A 12,439-nucleotide genomic window follows, 5' to 3' on the forward strand; every position below is an offset into this window, starting at 1 on the left:
CTTAATGTCTGAGGGTATTTTCACTCAACCGTAGGATCATTCAACTGATCAATGGCTTAACTGATCGGTGTTAGCCAGCTGGCGGTTTTTTTAACTATAAGTTAAATACAGCCACCTCTCCTGGCCATCATCATTGCATCAGGGAAATATCACTTAATTTCCGCTATTAAATTAACCGCCAATCAAACTACTCCTTTTTGACTAGGCAAAACACACCTCGAGCATCCCATTGGCTAATAACAGCAGCAACGCACACTTATCTGTTTAAATAATAAACACCCAGAACTCATATAAGCGCCTACAACCAACCAGCATTAACAATAATTAATACATTTTCACTGCTAGACATAAAAACCTATAACTTGATATTTTATCGTTATAAACAAGTGTCTGATTATTGTGCAAACAGACGCCTAAAAGCGAAAAACCATAGTTGTGATACGGATAATCCCCTATACTTGCCGCGTCCTATTTAGGGTTCCAATTGTCATTATTAAAGGTTTTAATTAGTTAGAGATTTAGAGCAGTCATTACCAAGTAGCATTGTGCATGCATGGAATTAGCGCTTTTAGACCCAGGACGTCACTATGATCACTTTCCCGTTTGAAGTGATCCTCTCCCGCAACACGCTTCTTATTTTGTTCATCTGAACTGCAAATAGTTGTTTGCAAAACTGCTCTTACTCCTTTACTGACGTTCCATCAGTAAAGCAGGGAAGATACACAGAAGAGAACCCTTTGAAGGCTATATAAACTATACCTATAAAGGAGATGTCCATAATGGACACTGTGAAAAACAATACCGTTCATTCTCAATCAACCACAAAAGCAAAGCTGGGCTGGAAAAAAGCCGATACCCTTTGGGTACTAGGCCTTTTCGGTACCGCTGTTGGTGCAGGTACACTTTTCCTGCCAATTAACGCCGGTGTAGGCGGCCTAATCCCATTATTGGTAATGACAGTGCTTGCACTGCCAATGACCTACTTTGCACACCGTGGTATGACTCGCTTCGTGCTTTCAAGCTCTAACCCTGGTGCTGATATCACAGAAGTGGTTGAAGAACACTTTGGTGCTGGCATGGGTAAAGTGATCACCCTACTTTACTTCTTTGCTATCTACCCAATTCTACTGGTTTACAGTGTTGCCCTAACTAACACAGTAGAAAGCTTTATGATCAACCAGCTGAGCATCACTCCTCCTGCTCGCTGGATTCTTGCTCTTGCACTGATTATCGGCCTAATGGCAATTGTCCGCCTTGGTGAAGAGCTGATTGTAAAAGCAATGAGTATGCTGGTTTTCCCATTTGTAGCAGTTCTTCTAGCACTTGCGCTATACCTAGTGCCTGAGTGGAACGGCGAGATCTTCAACCATGTTATGCCTGCTGAAGGCGGTATGACATCTGTGTTCATGGCAGTATGGTTGATCCTACCGGTAATGGTATTCTCATTTAACCACTCGCCAGTGATCTCTTCTTTCGCGGTAGCAATGCAGAAAGAACACGGTGACAACGCAGAGCCACAGGCACGCCGTGTACTTCAGCGCGCGCACATCATGATGGTTGTAACCGTTATGTTCTTCGTATTCAGCTGTGTTCTTTCACTTTCTCCTGCCAACCTGGCTGAAGCGAAAGCACAGAACGTGTCTATTCTGACCTACCTGTCTAACCACTTCCAAACGCCAATGATTGCTTACGCTGCGCCTATCGTTGCTATTATCGCAATTACTAAGTCTTTCCTAGGCCACTACCTAGGTGCTAGCGAAGGCTTGAACGGTTTGGTTGTTAAAGTATCTCGCAGCCGTGGTAAAGAGATCGGCCCTAAAGCACTAAACGCATTCACTGCGGGCTTCATGCTTATCACAACTTGGGCCGTAGCCACTATCAACCCAAGTATTCTGGGTATGATTGAAAGCCTAGGTGGCCCAATCATCGCTATGCTGCTATTCATCATGCCGATGTACGCCATCAAGAAAGTACCGGCGATGCGCAAATACTCAGGTGCAATCAGCAACGTATTTATCGTTGTTATCGGCCTGATTTCTATCTCGGCTATCTTCTACTCTCTGGCACAATAAGCCATTAAGTCAAAAACTTCCCAAGGCCATCATTCGATGGCCTTTGTTATTTTATATTCAATTTTTTAAAACATCTTGTTCGTCAGTGCCTACTGTTTGTCACACTAAACTCTGCTTACACTGAAACCATAAACAAATCAGGAGGCAAACATGGCTATTCGACAAATACAGTCCCTTATTTCCGCCCATCCTTCTTCTGATGGTGACGGTGTTCGTATCCAACGCGTACACGGGTTTAACAATACGCAATTTTCGCCTTTTTTGATGATTGATGAATTGAAATCAGAAAGCTCTGCTGACTATGTTGGAGGCTTTCCACCTCATCCCCATCGCGGCATAGAAACCCTGACGTATATGCTCAGTGGCCACTTCCAACATAAAGACCACATGGGCAACGTAGGTGAATTACGAGATGGTGGCGCACAGTGGATGTCCGCTGGCCGCGGAGTGATCCACAGCGAAATGCCAATCATGACCGATGGCGAGCTGCACGGCTTTCAAATTTGGATTAACCTACCGGCAGCAAAGAAAATGCAGCCTGCGGATTACCATGACTTCCAACCGGATGTGATTGCTCAGCACCGGCAAGAAGATGGTAGCCTGGTACGTATTATTGCCGGTGACCTAACCATCAAAGGAACAACACTTGCGGGGCCGCTGCAGCAAACGGGCGTTCCAGTCACCATCGCTGATTGGCAAGCTGATCACGCGGCTAGCCTCAACAGTTGCCTGAATCCTGATTTCCAGGCCATGCTCTATGTGTACAGGGGCGCTATCACTGTTGAAGGTAAAGAAGTCAGTGCAGGAAACCTTGCCATACTCGGTAGTGGGGAAGGTTTGGCCATTTCAACAGATGGACAAGCTGGCGTGCTGCTATTATCTGGACAGCCAATTAACGAACCGGTGGTGCATTACGGCCCGTTTGTGATGAACACCATGGATGAGATAGAACAAGCAATACAAGATTACCAACAAGGTACATTGGTATAAGTTTCAACAAACATGCCGACTTACTGTATGAAAGACAAATAAGTCGGCATGCAGAAATATCTAATCAGGATCTGAGTCCTTCATTTTCTCTTGTGCAAGTAATTCAAAGTATTCTTTGGTCAGTTTGAACACCACTGGGCTTAGCAACACTAGCGCAATCAAATTAGGGATGGCCATCATGGCATTCAATGTATCTGCCAGTAACCAAATAAATTCTAAAGAGCTGGTTGCCCCAATCGGCACGGCAATGATCCAAAGCACTCTGAAAGGAACAATCGCTTTTACACCAAATAAATACTGGATACATTTTTCACTATAAAAGCTCCAGCCCAATATGGTAGTAAAGGCAAAAATAGACAGTGCGATGGCAACTACATAATTACCTATCCCCGGTAGTACAGAAGCAAAGGCAGCTGAAGTCAGTGCTGCCCCTGTTTCACCACTGAGCCAAACACCTGATACAACAATGGCTAAACCAGTGATACTACAAACAACGATGGTATCAATAAAAGTACCCAGCATGGCCACCAGGCCTTGTGCTACAGGGTTTTTCGTTTGCGCGGCAGCATGAGCTATTGGAGCACTACCAAGCCCGGCCTCATTCGAGAAAATACCGCGAGCAACACCAAACCGAATTGCCGCCCATACCGCGGCACCGGCAAAACCGCCTTGCGCAGCTACTGGGGTAAAGGCGCTACTAACAATCAAACTAAAAGCGGCAGGTATTTCTGAAATATTCGTTATCAGAACAATAAGGCCAGAGGCGATATAGAAAGCTGCCATCAAAGGTACTAACTTACCCGCCACATCAGCAATTCGCTTGATCCCACCCATCAGTACCAGCCCGACCAATATCATCATCACCAATCCGGAAATCATTGGTGAAACACCAAAGCTTGATTCGACCGCTGCAGCAACAGAATTTGACTGTACGGTATTACCAATACCAAATCCTGCTAAGCCACCAAAAATAGCAAATGCCGTCCCTAGCCAGGCCCACTTACTGCTCAGGCCATTTTTGATGTAATACATCGGGCCACCAACATGGTTGCCGTTGGCATCCGTCTCACGGTATTTCACGGCACATACCGCTTCGGCAAATTTCGTGGCCATTCCGACCAATGCCGTGCACCACATCCAAAATAATGCGCCGGGGCCGCCTAAAAATATTGCTGTTGCCACCCCTGCGATATTACCGGTACCGATAGTTGCCGAAAGCGAGGTCATCAATGCATTGAACGGGCTTATTTCCCCTTTTACTTCCTCTTCTTTCTCAGGGATCCTGCCCGTCCATAGCAACTTAAAACCGGCTCCAATTTTTGCAATGGGCATTAGCTTTAAGCCAAGAGTAAGGTATATACCCACCCCGAGGATAAGTACCAGCATGGGAACGCCCCACACGAAGCCGTTTATGGCTGAGACAAAATTCGCTATTGAATCCATCCTTATCCTCTCTATTTTTATTTACTTATCCAAAAAACATAGGCGGCCTTGCCTATAACTTCAACATGGATATGAATAATGAGGATAAATACTAAAAGTAATTAAAGGCAGGAAACTATCCTAATTAGGTAAGGTAAGTGCATTATGTTCAGACATAAAAAAAGCTTCCCAAGGAAGCTTTTCTATCAATTCAAGCTGTGCGGTTAATCATACAACGATGATTCACCTTCAGGACGAGTTTTAAAGCGACGGTGCAACCACATATATTGCTCAGGCGCTTCCATAATCGAGCGCTCAACCGCTTTGTTCACATAGGCAGCTGCAGCATCAGGATCATTATGCGGGAACGCATCCAACGGTGGGAAAACTTTCAGTGTGTAGCGGCCGGAATCTGTATTGCGCACCATGGCAAATGGAACGACTGCACAATGTGACGCGTCGACCAACAAACTGGTGCCTGTGGTTGTACATGCCTTCTCGACCGCAAACAAAGGCGCAAACGTCGATCGGCGCTTACCATAGTCATGGTCAGGGGCATACCATACTCTTTCGCCTTTGCGCAAAGCGCGCAGCATGCCTTTTACGTCTTTACGGTCAATCATGTACTTGTTTGAACGGATTCGACCTTTGAATTGGAAAAAGTCAAAACAAGGGTTTTTATTAGGTCTATACACACCCACACCCGGTGTTTTCATGCCAAAAGCTCGTGCACCAAGCTCCAAGTTCAACGAGTGCACGGCCACTAGCAGAACACCTTTACCTTCAGCTTCAAGCTTATGAATGTGCTCCAATCCTTCGTAGGTCACATGGCGTTCAACGCGGATATCAGGCCAGAACCAAGCCATACCGGTTTCAAACATAGCTAAGCCAGTATTATCGATGTTCTTTTTCATCAACACATCGCGCTCTTCTTGCGACATATCAGGAAAACAAAGCTCTAGGTTTCGGGCAATGGTCTTCTTGCGCTTTTTTATAATCCGCATAGCCAAGCGTCCAAGCCCCTGCCCCATTCGAAACTGGATAAAATACGGCAACCAACTGATAAGGTACATCAGGCCAACCATAGTTAAGGTGAGCCAATATCGAGGGTGTAATAGCGACTTGGTAAAGGTTGGCGCTGTAAATTTGCTCATAAGCAATGATATCCCTTTATTATTTTTATTCCGCACTCACATTATGACTCATTAAAGTATGCCTTAGTGGAAGATCTATTTACGGAAGTTATATCGAACACTGCATTCTATTGCGTGGAGATAGGCTATGCAAGTGGCTGAAGTTTTGTACCGTTAATTTTCAGTTTTCATTAAGCCAGTGAGTAGAGATGAGGCGATTATAGTCGCAAAACTAAGCAATCAATGAGCGCTAATGTGTAGATGATTAAAGTATGGATGAAGGAATAAGAAAGATAAAAAGTGGCTTGTTGATTCCAAGCCACTTAGGATGTGCGTCGAACAGATTTGCAGTGCTATTACGACATTATGCCACGCGAGTGTTCAGCTCAGCCCCCACTTTCTGATACAGGGACATTTCACCTTCAGGCCGAGTTTTAAAGCGCCTGTGCAACCACATATACTGACATGGTGCCGCAAGGATTGATCTCTCGACGGCCTTGTTGACAACAATCGCCGCTCGTTCAGGTTCATTGCGAGGAAATGCCTCTTGAAGAGGCTCAATCGTAATCACGTAATCGCCAGAATTTGACTCACGCACCATTCTAAATGTCATCACCTCACAACCACTGTTGTCCACCAGCAAACTCGTTCCTGTGGTTGTACAGGCATGTTCAACCGCAAACAGTGGAGCAAATGTAGAACGCCGGCGGCCATAATCATGATCAGGCGCATACCACACACGCTGCCCTGTACTTAGTGCATTCAACATCCCTTTCACATCTTTTCGATCTATCAACGTACGGTTTGAGCGGGCACGACCTCGATACTGAACAAAATCAAAGCAAGGGTTGTTATTGGGACGATAGATACCCGCCCCGGACTTATGGATACCAAACGCTCGTGCTGCTAACTCCAAATTCAGTGAATGGACAGCAATAAATAGAGCCCCTTTTCCTTCGCGCTCCAATTGCTCTATATACTCCATCCCCTCAATACGCACATGACGCTTCACTCTTGCATCAGACCAAAACCAAGCCATCCCGGTTTCGAATAAGGCAAGGCCCGTATTATCAATATTGGACTTAATGATTTGTTCTCTTTCTTCCGCTGCCATTTCCGGGAAGCAAAGCTCGAGATTTCGTTCAATCGTAAAACGACGCTTCTTCATTAACCCCAAAGCTACCCGGCCCATACCCTGCCCTAATCGGCGCTGTACGACATAAGGCAACCAACTCAATAAATACATTACAAGAATTAAAAGGAGTGTTGGCCAGTAACGTGGCCCCAACAATTTTAGAGAGAAGCGAGGTGCAGCAAATTTGCTCATAAATAGGCATCACAATAAATAGAATATGAAAGATTTACTGAGCGCTATAACCGCAGTAAATCGCTCCGAATTCTACCCTTGATCCCCGCACATTCACAGCTTAATCAAGCCACTTTAAATCATTTATCAGCACACCACTCAAAAAATAAAAACTTCATTATTAAAACACTGAAAATTAACGCATATGCATAGCAGCCAACATAAATAAAAAAACGACTATAATCAACGCAAAACTAAAAATGCGTCAATTACAGCCGTTTTTGGCCAAGATGCCCTCAGCGCTCTATAAAATTGCAAGAAAGATATTAGAACCCCTCAACACCTTTCATGTCTGGTAGACGATGTGCAATACCTTTATGACAGTCAATACAAGTTTTTGAGCCATCTGCTAACGAGCTTGAATGCTGAACAGATGCACGTTGAGACTGCTGCGTGAAGTCCATATAACTGAACTCATGGCAGTTACGGCATTCTAATGAGTCATTTTTCTTCATCCTTGTCCATTCGCGCTCCGCCATATGCAAACGACGGGCCTCGAATTTTTCAGGTGTCGAAATCGCCCCTGTTACCCAAGCCCATACTTCCTTAGAGGCCTGCATCTTACGGGCCATTTTATCCGTCCAGTCATGCGGTACATGACAATCAGAACAAATCGCCCTAACCCCAGTACGGTTGGTAAAATGAATAGTGCCTTGAATTTCCTGATAGACATTATCCTCATGGCAACTAACACAGAATGGCTCTGAGTTAGTAAACTCCATCCCAGTGTTGAACGCCCCCCAAAAAATCACCCCAGCGATGAAGCCACCGAGCGTTAAAAAACCTAGACTAAAATATTTTGCTGGCGAACGGATTAAGGCCCACCATTTTTTCAACCATTGCCACATACGCTTCCTCCCTTACTTCTCTTGATCGAGCAGCGTATCGAGATCGGTAAACGAAGTGCCAACCAATGGTTTAGCATCAGTCTGTACCACATGGCACTGCTCGCAGAAGTATCGCCGTGGTGACAATTCCGCAAGGAAGTTACCGTCTCTATCCATATAGTGAGTGACACTGATCATTCTCGCCTGGGTTTCTTCCACCCGACTCCGTGCATGGCAAGCCATACATTTGTTCGCATTCAAGTCTACTTGGTAATTATCGATCTTATGTGGGATCACCGGCGGCTGCATAGGGTAGTTACGCTTGGGGATCCTATCGTCGTTAATGGTTTTGTTCATCTGAGGAGGTTGAGGCTCACCGTTTAAGGCATATTGACGAGTTGTTGCCAGCTCATCCCCTTTAATCGCCTCTGTCGCCGCGATAACCACGCCGGTGGTAAATGTGAGTAAAAGCACAGCAAGTAATTTATTCATGGCTAAACTCCTATGCCTTTACTACTTTGACAGCACACTTCTTAAAGTCTGTCTGTTTGGATAGAGGATCAGTAGCATCCAGCGTCACCTTGTTGATCAACTGGCTGGAATCAAACCATGGGACATAAACCAAACCTTTAGGTGGTTTGTTCCTACCTCGAGTCTCTACACGTGTAAGTATCTCACCTCGGCGTGAGACGACTTTAACCGCATCCCCGCGGCGCATTCCTCGTTCTTTTGCATCATCCGGATGCATGAACACCTGCGCGTTAGGGTAAGATTTATGCAATTCAGGGACACGACGTGTCATTGAACCTGAATGCCAATGCTCGAGTACCCGTCCGGTAGACAACCACAAATCATATTCTTCATCCGGGCTTTCTGCTGGCGGCTCATATGGCAAAGCAAAAATAACCGCTCGACCATCGGGCTTACCATAAAAATCGAAGCCACTGCCAGGTTTGACATAAGGGTCTGAACCTTCTTTGAACCGCCACAAGGTTTCCTTACCATCTACAACCGGCCACCGTAACCCTCTTACTTCGTGGTAAACTTCAAACGGCGCTAAATCATGGGCATGACCACGGCCAAACTGGGCGTATTCTTCAAATAGCCCTTTTTGCAAGTAATAGCCATACTGTGTTGACTCGTCGTTGCTGTGCCCTTCAGAAATGTCCTCCAGTGGATACTGGTTGACCTGACCGTTGGCAAAAAGCACGTCATACAAGGTCTTGTCTTTGTAGTCTGGGTTAGCATCAAGCAGCTCTTTCGGCCAAACCTCATCGGTTTTAAAGCGTTTAGAAAACTCAACCAATTGCCAAAGATCAGACATCGCCTCTCCCGGCGCATCCACCATCTTGTGCCACAGCTGAGTTCGGCGTTCGGCGTTACCGTATCCCCCTTCTTTTTCTACCCACATTGCTGTTGGTAAGATTAGATCGGCAGCCTGTGCAGTTGCTGTCGGGTAAGCATCGGAAACAACAATGAAATTGTCTGGGTTACGGTAACCTGGCAGGATTTCTTCATTGATATTTGGGCCAGCCTGAAGGTTATTGTTAACCTGGATCCAATACGCATTGATCTTACTGTCTTTCAGCATCCGAGCTTGCAATACCGCATGTGCCCCGACTTTCTCTGGAATCGTGCCATCAGGTAGCTTCCAGATCTTTTCGGCAACTTTTCTGTGCTCAGGGTTGTTCACCACCATATCGGCTGGTAGGCGGTGGGAAAAGGTACCGACTTCACGGGCCGTACCACAAGCAGAAGGTTGGCCAGTCAGTGAGAATGGGCTATTACCCGGGGTGGAAATTTTACCGGTAAGAAGGTGGATGTTGTAGACCAGGTTATTACACCACACCCCTCGGGTGTGCTGGTTAAAGCCCATGGTCCAGAAAGAGGTGACCCTTTTGTCGGGGTCAGCATAGAGCTCTGCAAGTTCGATGAGTCGCTCAGGTTTCACGCCTGACATCTCACTGGCTTTTTCAACCGTGTACTCTGAGACAAACTCTTTGAACTCCTCAAAAGTCATTGGGTCAGAGTCACCACTATCAGGGTTCTTGGCTTGCTGCTGAAGAGGATTCTCAGGGCGCAGCCCATAACCAATATCGGTTGCACCACGGCGGAAGTTAACATGCTTGTCGACAAAGTCCTTATTCACTTTGTCATTGGTAATGATGTAATTGGCGATAAAGTTGAGGATGGCTAAATCGGTTTGCGGCTCAAAAACAATGGGGATGTCGGCCAGTTCAAAACTGCGGTGTTCAAAAGTAGAGAGTACTGACACTTTCACATCAGGGTTAGACAGCCTGCGGTCCGTTACCCTCGTCCAGAGTATCGGGTGCATTTCGGCCATGTTCGAGCCCCAGAGCACGAAGGCATCTGCTGATTCGATATCATCGTAACACCCCATCGGCTCATCGATACCAAAAGTACGCATGAAGCCTACTACAGCCGAAGCCATACAGTGTCGAGCATTCGGGTCAATATTGTTGGAGCGGAAACCAGCTTTCATCAGCTTAGCCGCAGCGTAACCTTCATAGATAGTCCACTGACCGGAACCAAACATACCAATCGCTTCAGGCCCTTTTTCTTTCAGCACCGCCTTCCATTTTTCGGTCATGATGTCGAACGCTTGATCCCAGCTTACCGGGGTAAAGTCCCCTTCTTTATCGTATTTGCCGTCTTTCATTCTCAACAGCGGCTGGGTAAGGCGATCCTCACCGTACATGATCTTTGACAGGAAATAGCCTTTGACACAATTGAGGCCACGGTTAACGGGGGATTTGATATCTCCGTGGGTAGCAACCACCCTGCCATCTTTCACACCCACATTCACCGAACACCCCACCCCACAGAATCGGCAGGGTGCCTTTTCCCAAGTGATCTGGGTTTTCGATGCATCCGTAACAACATTGCTGGCTACAACAGGAATGGATATACCCGCTGCAGCGGCTGCACTGGCCGCGGCCTGTGCTTTGATAAACTTACGCCGGGAACATTTCATTGTTTTCTCACTCAACTATTGCTTCACGGTAAAGACAATCACACAAGCTGTTGATTATTCTTATTTCTAGCCTGTCACTACCTGTAAAAACCAGACAAAAAACCCATAGCCACCAACAACGGCAACAGCAAGAATGGGAAACAGTACAACGGTAATAAACAGAAAAGCCTTTAACTCAGAACGGTGCTGATTAGCATCACTCATTTCAATCTCCAATTTCGTTGGATACTTATAACTCTAGCTAGCTTCCGAGAAATTGATAACTTGATGAGATCAAAAACCTTCATTGAGAATGCGTCGTATTAGTTGACATGGGATAAAATAGTGCAACAGCAGTAAATTTAATGATAGTGTGATAGATAAGAGATTGTTTAAAAAGGAGTCATGGAATGACTATCAGCAAAACCAAGTCCAGCTTCTACCGTCGGCTCTATATCGCCCACCTCATTGACTCGGGTATTGCTACGGTACCAGGTATTTTGGAATATACCGGTATGCCACGAAGAACGGCGCAAGATACCATCAAGAGCCTCGCTGACCTTGATATCGTATGTACCTTCAAACAAGCAAAAGGCGAACGTAATCGCAGTGGTAAATATGAAATAGAAGATTGGGGGGCGATCAACAAAACGTGGATCGCCGATAATATCGCAGAAATTAAACTGATACTTAATTACCCTTAAGCACAGCTAGCCCGTCACAGGCTACTTTTTCTTTTCCATCATTGCTTTGAGATCAGCAAATGGATTGAATGTCGCCGCTTGGTGATCATCTTCTCCGGCTTTTATTACACTGCCCATCTGGTTATCGTGTTCAGTGTACTTCTCGTGCTCATGGTCATGGCAGAACAAACAGAGTAATTCCCAGTTACTGCCATCTTCGGGATTATTGGTATGGTCATGGTCAACGTGGTGTACCGTCAACTCTCTTAGGTTTGAATACACAAACTCACGGGTACAACGACCGCAAACCCAAGGAAATAGTTTCAGCGCTTTCTCTCGGTAGCCTTGCTCTTTGCGAGCATACGCTGCACTGGTTCCATAAAAATCAGAAGACATTCTCTCACCTAAGATTGATAGATTTCGGCGTTAGTCTACCGAAAATTACTTAGAGGCGCTGCAAACAATAGCAAATTCATGAATAGTCTCACTGAATGAAACACTCAGGGGTAACAATGACAGCTATGGTTATGCAAAAAGCACAGCAAAGACAGTGTATCATTTATATACCCAAGTTACCTCAAGGTGCAGGATTCAGAGGGTTGTCAGCGCATTCAATACAAGGCGAAGATTTGCAGAAATGGCATTCCCTTTCAAAAAGCTTCAACGATGGAGTGAATGGGCTGACACCCTCCCGAAGGGCGAGTTTTCTAAGCTTCTATACTGCGTTATGGTTTCTTGATTTAGAGCCACTAGATCTTCAAAACAATGCTTTGTCTATAAGCTTAGAAATTCTCGCTGAACCTGCATATTGAGGTAACTTGGGTATACAATCCCAAATGACAGAGCAATGTAAACCTTATTTGGTGTTAAATTGAGCGACAAGGTAGCTAAATGCTTATCAGAGGGCAAAAAAATACCCCCCTTAGATGTAATGCACCTTGATTATGATAATATTTGCCCTAATTTGTGAAT

At 45.5% G+C, this 12,439-nt stretch carries 12 protein-coding genes; 4 read left to right on the forward strand and 8 right to left on the reverse strand.

Annotated elements, in window-relative coordinates; translation table 11 throughout:
* Positions 1 to 779: 779 nt before the first annotated feature.
* Positions 780 to 2,072 carry a serine/threonine transporter gene (locus R2X38_RS07970; protein ID WP_317521705.1) on the forward strand — a complete coding sequence of 431 codons (1,293 nt, stop codon included), beginning with the start codon at positions 780 to 782 and terminating at the stop codon, positions 2,070 to 2,072.
* A 150-nt stretch (positions 2,073 to 2,222) separates the two neighbouring features.
* Entirely contained in the window at positions 2,223 to 3,062 is an 840-nt protein-coding gene (locus R2X38_RS07975; protein ID WP_317521706.1) for a pirin family protein, read from the forward strand.
* A gap of 60 nt (positions 3,063 to 3,122) precedes the next feature.
* On the opposite strand, the gene R2X38_RS07980 is transcribed toward R2X38_RS07975, so the two are convergent.
* The 7 genes from R2X38_RS07980 to R2X38_RS08010 form a co-directional block, all read right to left on the reverse strand.
* Complete coding sequence (locus tag R2X38_RS07980; RefSeq protein WP_317521707.1) at positions 3,123 to 4,505, reverse strand: sodium:alanine symporter family protein; 1,383 nt, start codon at positions 4,503 to 4,505, stop codon at positions 3,123 to 3,125.
* A 203-nt stretch (positions 4,506 to 4,708) separates the two neighbouring features.
* On the reverse strand, positions 4,709 to 5,638 hold the full coding sequence (lpxL, locus tag R2X38_RS07985) for an LpxL/LpxP family Kdo(2)-lipid IV(A) lauroyl/palmitoleoyl acyltransferase (RefSeq protein WP_317521708.1): 930 nt from the start codon (positions 5,636 to 5,638) through the stop codon (positions 4,709 to 4,711).
* A 343-nt stretch (positions 5,639 to 5,981) separates the two neighbouring features.
* Entirely contained in the window at positions 5,982 to 6,944 is a 963-nt protein-coding gene (gene lpxL, locus R2X38_RS07990; RefSeq protein ID WP_317521709.1) for an LpxL/LpxP family Kdo(2)-lipid IV(A) lauroyl/palmitoleoyl acyltransferase, read from the reverse strand.
* A gap of 305 nt (positions 6,945 to 7,249) precedes the next feature.
* Positions 7,250 to 7,831, reverse strand: a complete 582-nt coding sequence (locus R2X38_RS07995) for a NapC/NirT family cytochrome c (protein ID WP_317521710.1) — start codon at positions 7,829 to 7,831, stop codon at positions 7,250 to 7,252.
* Positions 7,832 to 7,843: 12 nt separating this feature from the next.
* Positions 7,844 to 8,302, reverse strand: a complete 459-nt coding sequence (locus R2X38_RS08000) for a nitrate reductase cytochrome c-type subunit (RefSeq protein WP_317521711.1) — start codon at positions 8,300 to 8,302, stop codon at positions 7,844 to 7,846.
* Between the two features lie 10 nt (positions 8,303 to 8,312).
* Complete coding sequence (napA, locus tag R2X38_RS08005) at positions 8,313 to 10,805, reverse strand: nitrate reductase catalytic subunit NapA (RefSeq protein WP_317521712.1); 2,493 nt, start codon at positions 10,803 to 10,805, stop codon at positions 8,313 to 8,315.
* A gap of 66 nt (positions 10,806 to 10,871) precedes the next feature.
* Positions 10,872 to 11,009: a periplasmic nitrate reductase, NapE protein gene (locus R2X38_RS08010; protein WP_107298293.1), complete on the reverse strand. Its 138-nt coding sequence runs from the start codon at positions 11,007 to 11,009 to the stop codon at positions 10,872 to 10,874.
* Positions 11,010 to 11,194: 185 nt separating this feature from the next.
* Between R2X38_RS08010 and R2X38_RS08015 the strand changes: the two genes are divergently transcribed.
* Positions 11,195 to 11,488 (forward strand): winged helix-turn-helix domain-containing protein, encoded by a 294-nt coding sequence (locus tag R2X38_RS08015; protein ID WP_317521713.1) that lies wholly within the window; start codon positions 11,195 to 11,197, stop codon positions 11,486 to 11,488.
* Positions 11,489 to 11,509: 21 nt separating this feature from the next.
* On the opposite strand, the gene R2X38_RS08020 is transcribed toward R2X38_RS08015, so the two are convergent.
* Positions 11,510 to 11,863, reverse strand: a complete 354-nt coding sequence (locus R2X38_RS08020) for a YajD family HNH nuclease (protein WP_317521714.1) — start codon at positions 11,861 to 11,863, stop codon at positions 11,510 to 11,512.
* A 116-nt stretch (positions 11,864 to 11,979) separates the two neighbouring features.
* Between R2X38_RS08020 and R2X38_RS08025 the strand changes: the two genes are divergently transcribed.
* Complete coding sequence (locus R2X38_RS08025) at positions 11,980 to 12,279, forward strand: hypothetical protein (RefSeq protein WP_317521715.1); 300 nt, start codon at positions 11,980 to 11,982, stop codon at positions 12,277 to 12,279.
* Positions 12,280 to 12,439: the final 160 nt, after the last annotated feature.

The organism is Photobacterium rosenbergii, from assembly GCF_033022775.1.
Taxonomy (GTDB): domain Bacteria; phylum Pseudomonadota; class Gammaproteobacteria; order Enterobacterales; family Vibrionaceae; genus Photobacterium; species Photobacterium rosenbergii_A.

Coding starts and splice junctions, on each gene's coding strand:
- R2X38_RS07970 (WP_317521705.1), top strand. CDS start 780: ATGGACACTGTGAAAAACAATACCGTTCATTCTCAATCAACCACAAAA.
- R2X38_RS07975 (WP_317521706.1), top strand. CDS start 2,223: ATGGCTATTCGACAAATACAGTCCCTTATTTCCGCCCATCCTTCTTCT.
- R2X38_RS07980 (WP_317521707.1), bottom strand. CDS start 4,505: ATGGATTCAATAGCGAATTTTGTCTCAGCCATAAACGGCTTCGTGTGG.
- lpxL (WP_317521708.1), bottom strand. CDS start 5,638: ATGAGCAAATTTACAGCGCCAACCTTTACCAAGTCGCTATTACACCCT.
- lpxL (WP_317521709.1), bottom strand. CDS start 6,944: ATGAGCAAATTTGCTGCACCTCGCTTCTCTCTAAAATTGTTGGGGCCA.
- R2X38_RS07995 (WP_317521710.1), bottom strand. CDS start 7,831: ATGTGGCAATGGTTGAAAAAATGGTGGGCCTTAATCCGTTCGCCAGCA.
- R2X38_RS08000 (WP_317521711.1), bottom strand. CDS start 8,302: ATGAATAAATTACTTGCTGTGCTTTTACTCACATTTACCACCGGCGTG.
- napA (WP_317521712.1), bottom strand. CDS start 10,805: ATGAAATGTTCCCGGCGTAAGTTTATCAAAGCACAGGCCGCGGCCAGT.
- R2X38_RS08010 (WP_107298293.1), bottom strand. CDS start 11,009: ATGAGTGATGCTAATCAGCACCGTTCTGAGTTAAAGGCTTTTCTGTTT.
- R2X38_RS08015 (WP_317521713.1), top strand. CDS start 11,195: ATGACTATCAGCAAAACCAAGTCCAGCTTCTACCGTCGGCTCTATATC.
- R2X38_RS08020 (WP_317521714.1), bottom strand. CDS start 11,863: ATGTCTTCTGATTTTTATGGAACCAGTGCAGCGTATGCTCGCAAAGAG.
- R2X38_RS08025 (WP_317521715.1), top strand. CDS start 11,980: ATGACAGCTATGGTTATGCAAAAAGCACAGCAAAGACAGTGTATCATT.